This is a genomic window from Pseudomonas sp. DF5 (assembly GCF_058148225.1).
Window position 1 is genome coordinate 115,886 of record NZ_JBYVYM010000011.1, and the last position, 15,569, is coordinate 131,454.

Annotated in this window: 17 protein-coding genes and 1 tRNA gene; 7 read left to right on the forward strand and 11 right to left on the reverse strand. The window is 58.3% G+C overall.

What is annotated here, in order from left to right; translation table 11 throughout:
• Positions 1 to 19: 19 nt before the first annotated feature.
• The 4 genes from ctaD to AC30D7_RS12605 are packed head-to-tail and all read left to right on the forward strand — an operon-like array spanning position 20 to position 3,529.
• Positions 20 to 1,795 carry a cytochrome c oxidase subunit I gene (ctaD, locus tag AC30D7_RS12590; protein WP_490134315.1) on the forward strand — a complete coding sequence of 592 codons (1,776 nt, stop codon included), beginning with the start codon at positions 20 to 22 and terminating at the stop codon, positions 1,793 to 1,795.
• Positions 1,792 to 2,478: a cytochrome c oxidase subunit 3 gene (locus AC30D7_RS12595; RefSeq protein ID WP_490134266.1), complete on the forward strand. Its 687-nt coding sequence runs from the start codon at positions 1,792 to 1,794 to the stop codon at positions 2,476 to 2,478. The genes ctaD and AC30D7_RS12595 overlap by 4 nt, the downstream gene beginning before the upstream one ends.
• 6 nt (positions 2,479 to 2,484) lie before the next feature.
• Complete coding sequence (locus tag AC30D7_RS12600; protein ID WP_026286474.1) at positions 2,485 to 3,198, forward strand: heme-copper oxidase subunit III family protein; 714 nt, start codon at positions 2,485 to 2,487, stop codon at positions 3,196 to 3,198.
• A gap of 13 nt (positions 3,199 to 3,211) precedes the next feature.
• Positions 3,212 to 3,529: a cytochrome C oxidase subunit IV family protein gene (locus AC30D7_RS12605; RefSeq protein WP_007935708.1), complete on the forward strand. Its 318-nt coding sequence runs from the start codon at positions 3,212 to 3,214 to the stop codon at positions 3,527 to 3,529.
• 51 nt (positions 3,530 to 3,580) lie between these two features.
• On the opposite strand, the gene AC30D7_RS12610 is transcribed toward AC30D7_RS12605, so the two are convergent.
• From AC30D7_RS12610 to AC30D7_RS12630, 5 genes are all read right to left on the reverse strand, one after another.
• Positions 3,581 to 4,135, reverse strand: a complete 555-nt coding sequence (locus AC30D7_RS12610) for a magnesium transporter (RefSeq protein WP_490134267.1) — start codon at positions 4,133 to 4,135, stop codon at positions 3,581 to 3,583.
• Positions 4,136 to 4,400: 265 nt separating this feature from the next.
• Positions 4,401 to 4,474, reverse strand: a tRNA-Gly gene (locus AC30D7_RS12615).
• Between the two features lie 182 nt (positions 4,475 to 4,656).
• On the reverse strand, positions 4,657 to 5,541 hold the full coding sequence (locus AC30D7_RS12620; protein ID WP_490134268.1) for an alpha/beta fold hydrolase: 885 nt from the start codon (positions 5,539 to 5,541) through the stop codon (positions 4,657 to 4,659).
• A gap of 315 nt (positions 5,542 to 5,856) precedes the next feature.
• Positions 5,857 to 6,549: a pseudouridine synthase gene (locus tag AC30D7_RS12625; RefSeq protein ID WP_490134269.1), complete on the reverse strand. Its 693-nt coding sequence runs from the start codon at positions 6,547 to 6,549 to the stop codon at positions 5,857 to 5,859.
• 33 nt (positions 6,550 to 6,582) lie between these two features.
• Positions 6,583 to 6,801 carry a cysteine-rich CWC family protein gene (locus AC30D7_RS12630; protein WP_018926806.1) on the reverse strand — a complete coding sequence of 73 codons (219 nt, stop codon included), beginning with the start codon at positions 6,799 to 6,801 and terminating at the stop codon, positions 6,583 to 6,585.
• 192 nt (positions 6,802 to 6,993) lie between these two features.
• Between AC30D7_RS12630 and AC30D7_RS12635 the strand changes: the two genes are divergently transcribed.
• Both AC30D7_RS12635 and AC30D7_RS12640 read left to right on the forward strand, forming a co-directional pair.
• A complete protein-coding gene (locus AC30D7_RS12635) occupies positions 6,994 to 7,242 on the forward strand; it encodes a hypothetical protein (protein WP_490134270.1) in 249 nt (82 codons plus the stop codon).
• A gap of 212 nt (positions 7,243 to 7,454) precedes the next feature.
• Complete coding sequence (locus AC30D7_RS12640; RefSeq protein ID WP_490134271.1) at positions 7,455 to 7,919, forward strand: hypothetical protein; 465 nt, start codon at positions 7,455 to 7,457, stop codon at positions 7,917 to 7,919.
• 53 nt (positions 7,920 to 7,972) lie between these two features.
• Here the strand turns inward: AC30D7_RS12640 and dspII are convergent, their stop codons facing one another.
• Positions 7,973 to 9,085: an enoyl-CoA hydratase/isomerase DspII gene (gene dspII / locus AC30D7_RS12645; protein WP_490134272.1), complete on the reverse strand. Its 1,113-nt coding sequence runs from the start codon at positions 9,083 to 9,085 to the stop codon at positions 7,973 to 7,975.
• Between the two features lie 132 nt (positions 9,086 to 9,217).
• Between dspII and ung the strand changes: the two genes are divergently transcribed.
• A complete protein-coding gene (gene ung, locus AC30D7_RS12650; protein ID WP_490134273.1) occupies positions 9,218 to 9,910 on the forward strand; it encodes a uracil-DNA glycosylase in 693 nt (230 codons plus the stop codon).
• A 129-nt stretch (positions 9,911 to 10,039) separates the two neighbouring features.
• On the opposite strand, the gene AC30D7_RS12655 is transcribed toward ung, so the two are convergent.
• Genes AC30D7_RS12655 through AC30D7_RS12675 form a run of 5 tightly spaced genes read right to left on the reverse strand, consistent with a single transcriptional unit; the run spans position 10,040 to position 15,413 of the window.
• Complete coding sequence (locus AC30D7_RS12655) at positions 10,040 to 11,080, reverse strand: AbrB family transcriptional regulator (RefSeq protein ID WP_490134274.1); 1,041 nt, start codon at positions 11,078 to 11,080, stop codon at positions 10,040 to 10,042.
• Complete coding sequence (locus tag AC30D7_RS12660) at positions 11,073 to 12,587, reverse strand: tripartite tricarboxylate transporter permease (protein ID WP_064619745.1); 1,515 nt, start codon at positions 12,585 to 12,587, stop codon at positions 11,073 to 11,075. The genes AC30D7_RS12655 and AC30D7_RS12660 overlap by 8 nt, the downstream gene beginning before the upstream one ends.
• A 1-nt stretch (position 12,588) precedes the next feature.
• Positions 12,589 to 13,047, reverse strand: a complete 459-nt coding sequence (locus AC30D7_RS12665) for a tripartite tricarboxylate transporter TctB family protein (RefSeq protein WP_018926792.1) — start codon at positions 13,045 to 13,047, stop codon at positions 12,589 to 12,591.
• Between the two features lie 58 nt (positions 13,048 to 13,105).
• Entirely contained in the window at positions 13,106 to 14,083 is a 978-nt protein-coding gene (locus AC30D7_RS12670; protein WP_018926791.1) for a Bug family tripartite tricarboxylate transporter substrate binding protein, read from the reverse strand.
• Positions 14,084 to 14,120: 37 nt separating this feature from the next.
• Complete coding sequence (locus AC30D7_RS12675) at positions 14,121 to 15,413, reverse strand: OprD family porin (RefSeq protein WP_490134275.1); 1,293 nt, start codon at positions 15,411 to 15,413, stop codon at positions 14,121 to 14,123.
• Between the last annotated feature and the right edge of the window lie 156 nt (positions 15,414 to 15,569).

A 15,569-nucleotide genomic window follows, 5' to 3' on the forward strand; every position in this document is an offset into this window, starting at 1 on the left:
TCGACAGGAGGATGACGTGATGGCCTATGCGGAGCAAGCCGAAACAGAAGCACTGCACGAGCCTAAAAGTTTCCTGACCAAATACATCTGGAGTCAGGACCACAAGGTCATAGCCATTCAATATTCCTTGACGGCTCTGTTCGTGGGGCTTATCGCCGTGGTGTTGTCCGACTTGATGCGCTTACAGATAGGCTTCCCTGGCAGTTTGGCGTTCATGGACGCCAATACTTACTATCAGGCGATGACCATGCACGGCATGATCATGGTCATTTATTTGCTGACGGCTCTGTTTCTGGGCGGCTTCGGTAACTATCTGATCCCACTGATGGTGGGCGCCCGCGACATGGTCTTCCCCTACGTCAACATGCTGAGCTACTGGTTCTACCTGGTGGCGGTACTGGTATTGCTCGCCGGTTTCTTTGTGCCGGGCGGTCCCACCGGTTCGGGCTGGACGCTCTATCCGCCGCAGTCCATCACCAAGGGGACACCGGGGGTCGAGTGGGGCATTGTCCTGATGCTCATCTCACTGGCGATTTTTATTGTCGCCGCCACCATGGGCGGTTTGAACTACGTCACCACGGTGTTGCAGGCACGCACGCACGGCATGACCTTGTTTCGCATGCCGCTCTCCGTATGGGGAATCTTCATGGCCTCGATCATGGCCTTGCTGGCCTTCCCGGCGCTGTTTGTCAGCGCGGTCATGATGCTGTTCGACAAACTATTGGGCACCAGCTTCTTTATGCCGGCGATCATCTCGCTGGGGCAGCAGCTCAATCATCAGGGCGGCAGCCCGATATTATTCCAGCACCTGTTCTGGTTCTTCGGCCACCCGGAAGTCTACATCGTGGCTCTTCCTGCATTTGGTCTGGTCTCCGACTTGATCAGCACCCATGCGCGTAAAAATATCTTCGGCTACCGAATGATGGTGTGGGCGATTATTGCGATTGGCGTGCTCAGCTTTGTGGTCTGGGCGCACCATATGTATGTCAGCGGGATGAACCCGTACTTTGGCTTTTTCTTCGCCGTCACCACCTTGATCATCGCAGTGCCGACTGCACTGAAAGTCTATAACTGGGTGTTGACCCTGTGGCGGGGCGACATTCATCTGACCGTGCCGATGCTGTTTGCCCTGGCCTTTATCGTCACCTTCCTGGTGGGCGGTCTGACCGGGTTGTTTCTCGGCAATGTGATCGTGGACATTCCGCTCTCGGACACCTATTTCGTCGTCGCCCATTTCCATATGGTCATGGGGGTCGCACCGGTACTGGTGGTGTTCGGCGGCATCTATCATTGGTTCCCGAAAGTCACCGGGCGCATGTTTAACGACACCCTGGGCAAGCTGCATTTCTGGATTACCTTTCTGGGCACCTACGCCATTTTCTTCCCCATGCACTACTTGGGTTTCCAGGGCATGCCGCGCCGTTACTACGCCTATGAAAACTACGCGTTCATCCCGCAGTCGGCGCAAGAGTTGAATGCCTTCATCACGGTGGTCGCATTAACCGTCGGCGTTTCCCAGTTGCTGTTCGTGTTCAACCTGGCCTGGAGTGTATTTAAAGGTAAGCCCGCAGGCAGTAATCCCTGGGGCGCGGCCAGTCTGGAATGGCAAACGCCGAACACCCCACCGGTACACGGTAACTGGGGAGCGAAATTGCCGGTGGTGCATCGCTGGGCCTATGACTACAGCGTGCCGGGGATAGAGCAGGATTTCGTGCCGCAAACGGTCTCTGCCGAGGAGCTGGAGCAAATGCGGCAACTCAGTGCCGGAACCAAGATAGCGGACGTTAAAACATGAACAGACTGCTATTGAGAAACGCCGACGACGCTGACCCCGGCGGCAGTTGGAATCGCGATCCTGAAGGTATTCAGGCCGACGCCGATAGAAGCCGAACCGCAAGGGTAGGCCTGCGCTTGTTTCTGGCTGTGGTGAGTTCGTTATTCTTTCTCTTCCTGCTCGCCTTCATTGCCCGCTCACAAATGGTCGACTGGCTACCCCTGACAGACCCCTTGGCGCCTTTAGCCAACCCATGGCCGTTGTGGGTGAATTCGGCTTTTCTTGTACTGAGTTGCATCGCACTGCAGTGGTCGCGCATGGCCGCCCGACAGGCTCGACTGGACGCAACGGTCATGGGTTTTGTCGTGGGGGGGGTATTTGCAATTGCCTTTCTGACGGGACAAGTCTGGGTCTGGCAGCAGTTTGTCGCCTGGGGCTACTTTGTCGCCAGCAATCCGGCCAACAGTTTCTTCTACCTGTTGACCGGTGTGCATGGCCTTCACCTGCTGGGCGGGTTGATTGCCTGGGGCATAACCGTCGTTAAATTCCTGCGTCACGTGCCGTTGCCGCAACTGCGCGTCAGCGTAGAGCTCTGTACCACCTATTGGCACTACTTATTGGGTCTTTGGTTCGTGCTCTTCGCGCTGCTGACCAGCACGCCGCAAACCTATGAAGCCATCGCCAGATTCTGCGGCCTGAGGTGAAAAGCCATGGCATCGCACCCATTAGCACCGGCCGAGTCAAGTTCATCCAATCCACCAAGCCCGCCGCCTGCCCCGGGATGGCAGGGCATCGCCAGCGACTGGGCCTCGGATAGGGAGGCTTTCAGGCAGGTCCCCTGGGGCAAGGCGATGATGTGGATATTCCTGCTCAGCGACACGTTTATATTCACCTGTTTTTTAACCGGCTACATGTCGGTCCGCATGACCATCACCGCCCCCTGGCCGAACCCCAGTGAAGTGTTCGCATTGACGATTGGCGGTAGAGAAATCCCGCTTATTCTGATTGCCATCATGACCTTTGTGCTGATCAGCAGCAGCGGCACCATGGCCATGGCTGTTAACTTCGCCTATCGCCGTGATCGCGCGAAAACCACAGCCCTGATGCTGGCGACCGCTGCCTTGGGCGTGACCTTCGTCAGCATGCAGGCATTTGAATGGAGCAAGCTTATCGCCGAAGGCGTGCGTCCCTGGGGGAACCCCATGGGCGCGGCTCAATTTGGGGCCAGCTTCTTCATGATTACCGGTTTTCATGGACTGCATGTGTCAATCGGCGCCATCTACCTCAGCATTGTGGCGATGAAAGTCATGCGAGGAGATTATGAGCGCTCCGGAAATTATCAGAACGTCGAAATAGCCGGGCTTTACTGGCACTTCGTGGACTTGGTGTGGGTGTTTATTTTTGCTTTCTTCTATTTATGGTAGAGGAGCACGGGTGATGGCGCATGCTCAGGGTCAACAACATCCGATTAGTCTGTACCTCAAAATCTGGGGGCTGTTATTCGTCCTCAGCACGATGTCGTATCTGGTCGATTACTTTCACTTCCATGGCTACCTTCGGTGGGCCCTGATTATCACTTTCATGTTGTTGAAGGCAGGTTTAATTGTCTCCATCTTCATGCACATGGCCTGGGAACGGTTGGCCATGGTATACGCCATATTGGTGCCGCCGTTGTGTTTGCTGGTGCTCGTCGGGCTGATGGCCACCGAGGCGGATTATGTTTTCCTCAGCCGGGTCATTTTCTTCGGTCAATAAACAGCTTACGGAGGGTCTTGAGCCTCCGGGTTCAACCCGCAGTAAATGGCGCTATATCGTTCGCTTGAACTGATGCCATTTGTGCAGCCAGGCGACTGTCCAGTGAGGGGATGCTGCACCGGTGCCGGCGATCTTCAGCTTTGGATGATGTTCAATGACCCGATCCAATACCGGCTCCTGATTCGGATCAACATCCACGAAGAAGATATGTTTGCCGTCTTCCACCATCTGTTTAAAGTTGCGGAAGTGCGCGTTAGGTACCTGAATACCAAAAAAGCCGCCTTCCCAGATGCAGAAGCCAAATATAACAATGGCAAGAAAGATAAAAGGCACCCAGCCTGCGGCGGTTTCGGTCCAGCCCAGCAAATAGGCACCGCCAAGGATCAGCGCTGCGAGTGGCACACCAACCACTGCACCAATCTCGCCAGAGTGAACAACATCCTGTTTCATCAACGAGTTGACCTCGTGGAGATGGTGTTCTTCAACATCAGCCACTTGTTCGCTGAGCACATGAATTTGTTCGGTATTGATGCCGTTGGCTTCCAGTTCGGTTTCAAGGGCTTCGAGATCGTCGAGATTGTCACTGATGTAATAGTGTCGGTTCATGCCACACCTCCCATCTCGTGTTAGCTGCAGGCCTCCTCTGTCTTGCAGCCGTAAACTGAGATTTGCAGTCGGTATCTGCGCCCGTGGGGAACGTTGCACACTTCATGCAATTCGTAGGAAGTATAGCATTCGCTAGTATGCGGGGCCGGAGGTGTCAAGGACTGGAGGGCCCCCAAATCCCAGGCACAAAAAAACCGGCCATCAAGGCCGGTTTTTTCTTTACTTGCATCCCCCGTCAAAAAACGACGTGAGACTGAAATCTGATTGGAGCGGGTGAAGGGAATCGAACCCTCGTTATCAGCTTGGGAAGCTGGAGTAATGCCATTATACGACACCCGCTCAGAGCGGCTGACTTTGTACCAGATGTGAGCGCGGATTTGAAGTTTTTCTTTATGCGCGATGGCTTTAGCGCCGGGTGAAACACAAACAGGGACCGCTTGGCAGTCATTCGCGGGCAAGCCTCGCGCCTACGGGAGTGCGTTCAACACAGTAGGGCGGGGCTTGCTCGCGACGACTCTGTTTCAGATTGCCAATGCATGGTGGTCCTGGACGTAGTGGTAACGCGGTCGGCTCTCGTGTTGCGTCGGTTTCAGGAAGCCCAGCAGTGCGTTACGGCTGTCTTGGCAGGCGGATTTGTGCTCCATGTCGAGAAAGTGGCCGGTGGCCTGAATAGTGCTGAAGGTGCTGTGTTGCACATGGCCGGCGAACAGCCTGGCATCCTCGGCGGCGGTGTACTCGTCCCATTCACCGTTCATGAACAGCACCGGCACGTTGATTTTCTTTGCCGTGTTCAGATAGCAGTGGCGGTCGCTGTTGAGCACGTCGCTGATGTGGAAGTGCATCTGCCCGTATTCGTGTTCGGCCAACGAGCTGACGTGACGGTGGTTGAAGCGCTTGAACAGCGAAGGCAGGTGTTTGCCGATGGTGCTGTTCACCAGGTGGCCGACGCGGTCACCGTCCCGGTTGCCGAGGTAATCGACACCGCGCTGAAGGTAGTCGAGCATGTGCTCGTTGACCACCGGCGAGAACGAACTGATCACAGCCTTTTCGATGCGCCGTGGCCGGTGGGCTAGGGCGACGAGCGTGGCGGCGCCACCAAAGGAGAACGACAGCACGTGTTCGGCGGCGAAGTGGTCGATCAGCTCCAGGAGGATCTGCCCTTCGATTTCCTTGGTCAGCATTTTCTCATGCAGGTTGTGAGCCTTGGACTTGCCCGCGTAGGGCTGGTCGTAGCACACCACATTGAACTGCGGATAAAGGTTTTTCACGGTTTGGGCAAACGACGCAGTCGTGGACATCGAGCCGTTGACCAGAATGATGGTCTTTTCTGCGGCGTCTGCGCGATAGAACTCCGTGTAAACCCGATACTGACCCTGTATATCCAGCACAGCGATTTCTGGCCTCATGACATAAGACTCCTGGCAAGCGGGTATGCGCGCAAATCAGATTGCACGAGCTTTGTGACAGGTAGGCATACGCCTGGAATTTTGAAGGCCCATGTCGATCCATTGCACGCCGGTCGACGGGTATTGTTATAAGCGGGCAGTTTGCCGGGGGAAGGCGGAACCTGAGGGTTCTCTGCCGGCAAAAAGTTTCTTAGAGTAGTTTTGGTGACTCGCCGGTCACATTTCGCGCCGACGTCCTGATTCAAGCAGGGGTCACGTCATCGCGCAAGTATCTTTCGAAAAATGTTCGACAACTTCTGCTGAGCGGTCGTCTGCTTAGATCAATCGGATCTCTTCGACGCTCAACGGCCGGTATTCGCCGGGCTTCAACGCGTCGTCGAGCAGCAGCGGCCCCATGCGTTCACGGTGCAGGCGCAACACCTTGTTGTCGAAGTGGCCGAACATCCGTTTTACCTGATGATAACGGCCCTCGACGATGCTCAGGCGCGCCGATTTTGCCCCGAGCAAGACCAGTTCGGCAGGTTGGGTTGTGAGGTCTTCGAAGGCGAAGTACAGGCCTTTGGCGAATGTGATCGCGTAGTTGGCAGTGATCTCCTGCTCTGTCTCGACGTAGTAGACCTTGGGCAGTTTGGTCTGCGGCTGGGTCAGGCGTCGCGACCAGGTGCCGTCGTTGGTGATCAGCATCAGGCCGGTGGTGTTGAAGTCCAGGCGACCGGCGATGTGCAGGTCATCCTTGTCCGCTTCATGGATCAGGTCGAGCACCGTCGGGTGTTGCGGGTCGCGGGTGGCACTGACGCAACCGGGCGGTTTGTGCAGCATGAAGTAGCGGGCCGGTTTGCCGACTTGCAGCACTTCTTCGTCGACTTCCACGCGGCTGAACTCAAGCACCTCGGTGTGAGGATCGCTGACGATAGTTCCGTCGACCCTGACGCGCTTTTCCACCAGCAACAGGCGTACCTGCTTGCGGTTGAAGCGGGGCAGGTTGCTGAGGAAACGGTCAACGCGCATGGCCAGGGATCGGTGGGAAAAGGGCTGCGTATGTTACGTGATCGGCCAGGCGGTTGCTTGCAACTGCGCCTCGACCCGGGCGCAGGCCGGGCACAGGCAGGACTTGTCACGCAGCTCGGCCGGCAGCGTTTCGAACACCGCCGGGTCGATGCTGACGCCGTAGCACCAGCAGGCACGATCGACGGTTCGTGGGTCGGCCAGGCTGCAGTCGTTGGAAGCGCCGCAGGCCGGGCAGAGGTCTGGCTTATTCATGAAAGGGTTATTCGGTAATGGCCGGTTTGCTTGGCCCGAGCTGCGCATGATCGGTCGGCAAGCCGTCATGTGCAAGCCAGGCGTAATGCTAGCCGCTGATCTGAAGGTTGATGCGATCAGGCACTCGGAGCCTGTTTTAAAGTCAAAACAGGTGTGACTCGACTGCCGTTGCAGGTCTTTCAGGAGGCCTCCATGTTCTGTCAGAAAAAGCTCCGCCAAATACTGCTCAGTGTGTTTTTTGGTTTGGGTCTGTCCGGGTGTTACTACTACGTAGGTCCTGCCGATGTTTATCCGGCACCTTATTACTACCCCGGCTATTACTCTCCTTACTATTACGGCGGCTATTACGGCCCGCGTGTTTACGGTGGCTATCGCTATTATTACTACGGTGGACACGGACCCCGTTATTACCGCGGCGGATACGGTCGCGGGCACCACTAATCAACTCATGAATACATCGGCGCCTGCGGCTTACGCAAGCGCCGTTTTCTTTTGGGCAGGATGAAAAACCTTTCATCGGCTACTTGTTTCGGCGTGTTACAGAAACGCACCAGATCCCGATTTCACTGTCTGATCTTTCGACAGTCGCCGAACAATTGATTGTCGCCTGCCAGCGTCGCTGGTGTGGCTCACTCGCGGTCCAGGAGGCCGCCATGCTCTGTCGAAAACAGCTCCACCAAATTCTGCTGATCGTTCTATCGGGATTGTTTCTTGGTGCGTGCGTGCCCTATTCCGATGGCGACAGCTACTACCGCTCCGAGGTTTACACGTCCCCAGCGCCGTATTACTCCGGTGGCGGGTCTTACTACTCCGATGGTGGTTACTACACAGCTCCGCGCAGGTATTACTCACCGCCTGCACGGTATTACCAGCCATCGCCACGTTATTACTACCAGCCGCGGGTTTATCAACCGGCGCCGCGCTATTACGACTATCGCGGCAACCAGAATCGCGGATGGGACCGTCATGACCGCGGCGGTTGGGATGGTCGTCGCGACGGTTGGGGCGGCCATAGTCGCGGCAATTGGAGCGATGATTCTCGTGGCCACAGTGGGCGGGATCACCGTGGCGGAAGAGGCGATCATGGCGACAACGATGGCCGAGGCGGCCGTCGCTAATTGCTCAATAAAAAGCGGCGCATGAAGCGCCGCTTTTTTTTTGTGCCCGGATTTCAGTATTCCGACAGATCGGCCAGAGGGTGCCGACCTTCCCAAACCTTGTGAAAATGCGCTTCCACCGCAGCTTCCGGCACCGTATTGATATCCGGCCAGTGCCAGTGAGGTTTCTGGTCCTTGTCGATCAACCGCGCACGCACGCCCTCGCTGAATTCCGGATGACGGCAGCAATTGAGGCTCATGGTGTATTCCATCTGAAAGACTTGAGCCAGTGACAGGTGCCGGGCGCGGGCGATCTGTTCCCATATCAGATGAGCGGTCAGGGGTGAGCCTTTGATCATGGTCCTGGCAGCTCGACTGAGCAGCACGTCGGGGTGATCACGCAACAGGCTGATGGCCTTCCAGGCACAACGAACATCGCTGACATCCAGCAGTTCGTCGATCTGCTGGCGTCGTGGCAGCCAATGAGCCTCGGGCATTTGGACGAGCGCTTCCTGCTGCAAAGCCTTGAGCAGACTGTTGAGCTGCATGGCGGTCTGTTCCTGCCAGTTCAATTGCAGCAAACCTTCGATCAGTTCTTGCTGTTGTTCATCAAGTAAAAAGCGATCCGCCAGGTCCAGATCGATTGCATCGCGACCGTTCATCTGGGCGCCGGTCAGGCCGAGAAATAATCCGAGCTTGCCGGGCAGTCGCGACAGAAACCAACTGGCGCCGACGTCCGGGTACAAACCGATACTGATCTCCGGCATCGCCAAGCGGCTGCTCGGTGTAACAATCCGAATGCTTGCCCCTTGCAGCAGCCCCATGCCACCGCCAAGCACGTAACCATGGCCCCAGCAAATCAATGGTTTTGGGTAGGTGTGCAGCTTGAAATCAAGGCGATACTCTGCCGCGAAGAAGTGCGCAGCCAAGGGCGGTACTTCCCCGGGATGGGCACGACACGCTTCCACCAGATTGCGCACTTCACCGCCGGCGCAAAAAGCCTTGGCACCATTGCCGCGCAGCAGCACACAAACGATCTGTGGTTCCTTGGCCCAGGCATCCAGTTGATCGCGCAAGGCGTTGATCATCGGCAGCGAGAGGGCGTTGAGGGACTTTTCGGCATCCAGGCTGGCGATGCCGATGCGTGCGCCGTCGGTGCCGGTGAGTTCTTCGAAGTGCAGATTCATCGTGACCTCGATCGGGAATTTGAGCGTTCAGTATGATCGCTCTATAGGAAAGTGCCGGATCTGCGTCAGATCAATTGACAAGCGTGATGGGCTTTCCTAGGGTTCGCCCCATTGTTTTTGCCGGATGTAACCATGACTGCTGACGACCGTATCAAACTCGAACCGGGCTGGAAGGAGGCACTTCGTGCCGAATTCGACAAACCCTACATGGCAGAGTTGCGCACTTTCCTGCAACAGGAGCGCGCGGCGGGCAAGGAGATCTATCCGCCAGGACCGTTGATCTTCAACGCGCTCAATTCCACGCCGCTGGACAAGGTCAAGGTGGTCATCCTCGGGCAGGATCCATACCACGGCCCCGGCCAGGCCCACGGGCTGTGCTTTTCGGTGCAACCGGGCGTACCGGCGCCGCCGTCGCTGGTGAACATCTATAAAGAGTTGAAGCGCGACCTGAACATCGATATCCCCAACCATGGCTACTTGCAGAGTTGGGCGGAGCAGGGCGTGTTGATGCTCAACACCACCATGACCGTGGAGCGCGCAAATGCCAACGCCCATGCGGGTAAGGGCTGGCAGCACTTTACCGACCGGATTATCGAAGTGGTCAGCGAACACCGACCACATCTGGTGTTCCTGCTGTGGGGCGCGCATGCCCAGAGCAAGCAGAAACTCATCGACGCCACCAAGCATCTGGTGTTGACGTCGGTTCACCCGTCGCCGCTGTCCGCTTATCGCGGTTTCCTTGGCTGCGGGCATTTCAGCCGGGCGAACAAATTTCTGGAACAGAATGGCGAGACGCCGATTGAGTGGCGGTTGCCGCCGGCCTGATGCGTGACCGTAAGGGCCTCTTCGCGAGCAAGCCCGCTCCCACACTGGATCGTCTGTGGACACACTATTTGTGATCACCAGAGATCCAGTGTGGGAGCGGGCTTGCTCGCGAAGAGGCGACGCGGTCTATCAGACGGAATCCGGCTCCCGGTTCCAATACCTGAACAACGGCTCTGCCAAAAACAACACGAACAACAGCCGCATCACCTGCATCGCCGTCACCAGCGGTACCGATAGTTGCAGGGTTTCAGCCGTCAAACTCATCTCGGCAATCCCGCCGGGCATCATGCCCAGCGTCAGCGAACGCAGATCCAGGTGGGTCAATACACTCAACCCCAGTGCCGCCAGCGTGGCGATCAACATGGTCAAGACCGTGCCGATCAGGGTCCGGCCCATGAAGGACGGTGCCCGTCGGAAGAACTGTCGATTGAAGTGGCAGCCCAACCCGCTGCCGATCAGCCACTGGCCGATCTGACTGCCGCCGTTGGGCAAGCCGATGTGCAGGTCCCAACCAATGCTCACTGCCGCACTCACCAGCAACGGCCCGAACAGCCAGGGGTTGGGTTGCCGCAGGCGCTCCCAGATCCAGGCGGCCAGGGCGCCCGCCGGGAACAGAAGGGCCAGCCACCACCAGTTGACGGTCGCTGCATGCAAGGTCGGCGCACCATCGCCCAACAGATACTTGAACGCCGCTGGCACACACAGCACCACCACCAGCACCCGCAAGCTTTGTCCCGCCGCGACACGGCTGAGCACCGCGCCATTGCGGGCGCCGAGGTTGACCATCTCCCCGGAGCCACCGGGCATGCTGGAAAAGAACGCCGTGGCGCGATCTTCGCCGGTACGCCGCATCAACCAGACCCCGACCACCGCGGACAGGCTGGTGACCAACGCACCGAAGAAGATCAGACCGAAGTGGCTCAGCACCTGCTCCATCACCACCGGGGTGAAGTGCAGGCCGATGCCGATGCCGACAACCCACTGGCCGCACTTGCGCCCGCCAGGGATTTCCGCCAATTGCCAGGGTGTCAGGCAGCGCACGAGGATGATCGCCAGTAACGAGCCGACCATCCACGGTAGAGGCCAGCCGATCTGGCTGGCGAGGTAACCGCCCAGCAGACCGACCAGCGGTGTACCCCACCAGGCTTTGAAGGGTGTTCGATCAGGCATCGGCGATAGCGCGCCGGGCGACCGAACGTTTGCGCCAGATGCGCAGCAGCGGCATCAGCAACATGATGGCAGTCAGCACCCAGCAACCGAACGTGATCGGGCTCGACCAGAGGATTTCCAGTGCACCGTTGGAAATCGACAGCGCGCGACGCAGGTTCTGTTCCATCAGACCACCGAGGATGAAGCCCAGCAGTACCGGCGACAACGGGAAGTCCAGCTTGCGAAGGATGTAGCCGAAGATGCCGATGCCGATCATCAGGAACAGGTCGAAGGTGGTGGCGTGTACGGCGTAGACGCCGATCCCGGTGATGATCGCGATCACCGGCACCAGTGCCCAGTTCGGCACGGCGAGGATGCGGGTGAAGATGCGGATCATCGGGATGTTGAGGATCACCAGCATCACGTTGGCGACGAACAACGACGCGATCAGGCCCCAGACGATGTCCGGTTGTTGCTGGAACAGCAGCGGGCCCGGGGTGATGTTGTACAGCGACAGTGCGCCGATCATCACCGCCGTGGTACCCGAGCCTGGAACACCGAGGGTCAGCATCGGCACCAGGGCACCGCAGGCTGCGCCACCGATGGCGGTTTCCGGAGCCGCGAGGCCACGCATGTCGCCTTGGCCGAAAGTGCCCTTGGCACCGGCGATACGTTTCTCGGTCATGTAGGCCACCGCGCTGGCCAGCGTCGCGCCGGCACCCGGCAACACGCCCATGATGAAGCCCAGCAAACCGCAACGGACGTTCACCACGAACACCGCCGAAGCTTCCTTGAAGTTGAACATCATGCGCCCGGTGGCTTTCACCGCTTCCTGGCCACGGTGGGTTTTTTCCAGCAGCAAGAGGATTTCGCTGATGGAGAACAGGCCCAATACCAGCACGACGAACTGAATGCCGTCTGTCAGATGAATGTTATCCCCGGTGAAACGGTATACGCCGCTGTTGGCATCGATGCCGACGCTCGACAGAAACAGGCCGATCAGCGCTGCAATGAAGGTCTTGAGCGGTCGGTCGCCGGCCATGCCGCCGAGACAGACAATCGCAAACACCATCAGTACGAAATACTCCGCCGGTCCGAAGGCAATCGCCCATTTCGCCAGCAGCGGGGCGAACAGCACCATGCCGCAAGTCGCGATGAAGGCACCGATGAACGAACTCCACGCCGACAGCGACAGCGCTACACCGGCCAGACCCTTGCGGGCCATCGGGTAACCGTCGAGGGTGGTCATGACGGTGGAGGCTTCGCCCGGAATGTTCAGCAGGATGGAGCTGATCCGGCCGCCGTATTCGCAACCCAGGTACACCGCCGCCAGCAGGATCAACGCCGACTCCGGTGGCAGGCCGAGAGCGAACGCGATCGGAATCAGCAACGCCACGCCGTTGATCGGACCCAGCCCCGGCAGCAGGCCGACGACGGTCCCGATCAAGGTGCCGCACAGTGCGGTCACCAGGTTGTACGGGCTCAGCGCAACGCCGAAGCCCTGACCCAAATAGCCAAGAGTATCCATATCAGTTCTCCAGAACGTCGAGCACGCCCAACGGCAGTGGCACGTCCATCAACTTGTCGAACAGCAGATAAAGACCGATGGCCATCAGGCTGATGATCACCGCGCTGGGCAGCCAGCGGCCGCCATACAGGCGTGCCATCGGGACCCCGATCAGAATGCTGGCGACGATGAAGCCAAGAGGTTCGAAGGCCCCGGCGAACACCAGCAACAGCGCCACGCAGATGCCGATCTTGATCAGGGTTTCGCGGTCCAGTTTCGGGTCGTCGTCGCTGTGCACGATCGGCGCCGGCCGAAACACCATGTACAGCAAAGCCAGGCCCATCAGGCCGAGCATCAGCAGGGGGAAGGCGCGAGGCCCGACCGGTTCGTAGGAAAAAGCCGCTTGATACGGCCACGCCATCAGCGCCAGGCCGACACAGGCCAGCAACAGCACCGAAGCAAAAATGCGTTGTATGAGCATGGGGAACTCCTGGGCCACGACCCCGAGAACCGGGGCCGCAGCCACTAGACAGAGGCGATCACTGGATCAGGCCGAACTCTTTGGCCAGCACTTTGTAGTCCGCGACCTGCTTCTTCACGTAGGTGTCCAGCTCCGGGCCGGTCATGGCGAACGGGAACAGTTCACGCTGATCGCGCAGCTTGGCGAAATCCTCGGAGGCCAGCAGTTTGTCGAAGGCGTTTTTCCACCAGGCGTAGTCTTCGTCGCTGACTTTTGGCCCGAGGTAGAAGCCGCGAACCACCGGCCAGACGATGTTGTAGCCTTGCTCTTTAGCGGTCGGAATGTCTTTCATTTCCGGCTCGTCCAGACGCTTCTCGGAGAACACCGCCAGCAGACGCATGTCGCCGCTCAGGATGTGTGGCATGGAGTCGGAGATGTCGGTGCTGCCAACCTGGATGTGGCCGCCGAGCAGCGCGGTGGCGATTTCACCGCCGCCTTCGAGGGCGACGTAACGCAGGTCGCGCGGGTTGATCCCGGCCGCCTTGGCGATCAGGGCGGTTTGCATCCAGTCCTGACTGCCGACGGTACCGCCGGAACCGATCACTACGGAGCTCGGATCTTTCTTCAGGGCTTTGACCAGATCGTCCAGGGTCTTGTAAGGCGAATCGCTTTTCACCGCGATGGCGCCATAACTGGTGCCAACGGCGGCCAGCCAACGCACGGCGCTTTCATCGAAACGCCCGAATTTTCCTTGCGCCAGGTTCAGCAGCGAACCGCTGGACCAGGCCACCAGCGTACCGGCATCGGCCGGGCGCTGTGCGACCACCGCGTTGTACGCCACCGCACCGACACCGCCGGGCATGTAGGTCACACGCATCGGTTTGGTCAGCAGTTTTTCGTTGACCAGCGCGCTTTGCGCCAGTTTGCAGGTGAGGTCGAAACCGCCGCCCGGCGAGGCCGGGGCGATGCATTCCGGGCGTTTGGGTTCGGCCAGCAATTGGCCGGCGAACAGCATGATGCCGGTGGCCAGAGCAACTTTACGCAGTGACAGGTTCATTCAAGTCTCCTTAAGTTTTTGTTATGGACGTACTGAATTACCAAAGGGCAACGCTGTAGCTCACCAGCAGACGCACTTCATCGGCATCGCGAGCGGAGTAGTTGGAACGGTAGGTGGCATTGCGCAGACGTACGGCAACGTCCTTGAGGGCGCCGCTTTGTACGACGTATTTGATCTCGGTGTTGCGTTCCCACTCTTTGCCTTCGTCGCCGTTCTTGAGCTTGATGTTGTCACCGCTCACGTAACGGCTCATGAAGCTCAGGCCGGGAATGCCAAGTTTGGCGAAGTCGTAGTCGTAACGTGCCTGCCAAGAGTGTTCTTCGGCGCCGGCAAAGTCGTTGATCTGCACGAAGTTGACCAGGTACGGATCGCTGCCATCGACGTAGGGGAAGGCACTGTCGCCGGACATGTGCTGATAGCCGGCGCTGAGTTTATGCCCGTTCAAGGCATAGCTCACCAGCCCGTTCAGGGATTTGTTGTCGATTTTGCCGCCACGGGCCGCGCCTTCGTCGTCACTGATGGCAAATCGCAGGTCGGTACCGAAAGTACCGGGGCCGAACGGTTGCGAAGCGACAACACCGAGGAAGTGCTGGTTGTAGACTTCATCGAGTTGAGCGAAGTGATAGCTGCCGGTGATCTTGTCGGTGAACTTGTAGTCCACGCCGCCAAAGTCAAAGTGCTTACCGGCCACGGTGCCGGCGAAGCGGCTGTTCTTGTTGTTGAGGGCGATGTCCTCGAAGTCGGTGCTGTCGCGGTCCTTGGCTTTCTCCAGACGCCCACCGGTGAAGGTCAGGTTCTTGATCTCTTTGGAGGTCAGCATCCCGCCTTCAAAGGTTTGCGGCAGAATGCGTCCGTCGTTGGGCTTGAGGATTGGCAGTTCCGGAATCAGGCTGCCGATTTTCAGTTCCGTGGCGGAGATCTTCACTTTGCCGGTCAGGCCGAGCTTGGAATACTCGTCCGCCGCGCGCCCGTCGTCATGGGTTGGCAGCAGGCCGGTACCGGTGCGGTCCGGACTCGAATCGAGTTTTACCCCCAGCATGCCCAACGCATCGACACCGAACCCCACGGTGCCGTCGGTGTAACCCGATTGCAGATTGAGCATGAACCCTTGGGCCCATTCGTCCCGCTTGGATTGCTGGGCGCTGGTGCCGTCGCGAAAGTCGCGGTTGAAATACATGTTGCGGGTTTCGAAGGTTGCCTTACTGTCTTCGAAGAAGGCAGCCTGGCTCAACGGCGAAAAGCCGGCGAGGGCGGCGGCACTGACAAGGGCGGTGTGGCTGAGGCGGGAAAAACGAACAGGCGGGCGAGCCTGAAGCTGCATGGACAGCATGGTGACATACTCCGTTTATTGTTCTTATTTGGCGAAAACGCTTCGAGGCGTTTTTCGTACGCTATGTGCGGTAGCGACGGCAGTCGAAACTGTCCGTGGCTGGACTCTAACCGGCCAACCTTTCGCTAACCTTTCAGCTGACTTTCACGGTTTTCG

Bases quoted from the DNA above. Each gene is read 5' to 3' on its own strand.
- ctaD (WP_490134315.1), top strand. From the start codon at position 20: ATGGCCTATGCGGAGCAAGCCGAAACAGAAGCACTGCACGAGCCTAAA.
- AC30D7_RS12595 (WP_490134266.1), top strand. From the start codon at position 1,792: ATGAACAGACTGCTATTGAGAAACGCCGACGACGCTGACCCCGGCGGC.
- AC30D7_RS12600 (WP_026286474.1), top strand. From the start codon at position 2,485: ATGGCATCGCACCCATTAGCACCGGCCGAGTCAAGTTCATCCAATCCA.
- AC30D7_RS12605 (WP_007935708.1), top strand. From the start codon at position 3,212: ATGGCGCATGCTCAGGGTCAACAACATCCGATTAGTCTGTACCTCAAA.
- AC30D7_RS12610 (WP_490134267.1), bottom strand. From the start codon at position 4,135: ATGAACCGACACTATTACATCAGTGACAATCTCGACGATCTCGAAGCC.
- AC30D7_RS12620 (WP_490134268.1), bottom strand. From the start codon at position 5,541: ATGAGGCCAGAAATCGCTGTGCTGGATATACAGGGTCAGTATCGGGTT.
- AC30D7_RS12625 (WP_490134269.1), bottom strand. From the start codon at position 6,549: ATGCGCGTTGACCGTTTCCTCAGCAACCTGCCCCGCTTCAACCGCAAG.
- AC30D7_RS12630 (WP_018926806.1), bottom strand. From the start codon at position 6,801: ATGAATAAGCCAGACCTCTGCCCGGCCTGCGGCGCTTCCAACGACTGC.
- AC30D7_RS12635 (WP_490134270.1), top strand. From the start codon at position 6,994: ATGTTCTGTCAGAAAAAGCTCCGCCAAATACTGCTCAGTGTGTTTTTT.
- AC30D7_RS12640 (WP_490134271.1), top strand. From the start codon at position 7,455: ATGCTCTGTCGAAAACAGCTCCACCAAATTCTGCTGATCGTTCTATCG.
- dspII (WP_490134272.1), bottom strand. From the start codon at position 9,085: ATGAATCTGCACTTCGAAGAACTCACCGGCACCGACGGCGCACGCATC.
- ung (WP_490134273.1), top strand. From the start codon at position 9,218: ATGACTGCTGACGACCGTATCAAACTCGAACCGGGCTGGAAGGAGGCA.
- AC30D7_RS12655 (WP_490134274.1), bottom strand. From the start codon at position 11,080: ATGCCTGATCGAACACCCTTCAAAGCCTGGTGGGGTACACCGCTGGTC.
- AC30D7_RS12660 (WP_064619745.1), bottom strand. From the start codon at position 12,587: ATGGATACTCTTGGCTATTTGGGTCAGGGCTTCGGCGTTGCGCTGAGC.
- AC30D7_RS12665 (WP_018926792.1), bottom strand. From the start codon at position 13,047: ATGCTCATACAACGCATTTTTGCTTCGGTGCTGTTGCTGGCCTGTGTC.
- AC30D7_RS12670 (WP_018926791.1), bottom strand. From the start codon at position 14,083: ATGAACCTGTCACTGCGTAAAGTTGCTCTGGCCACCGGCATCATGCTG.
- AC30D7_RS12675 (WP_490134275.1), bottom strand. From the start codon at position 15,413: ATGCTGTCCATGCAGCTTCAGGCTCGCCCGCCTGTTCGTTTTTCCCGC.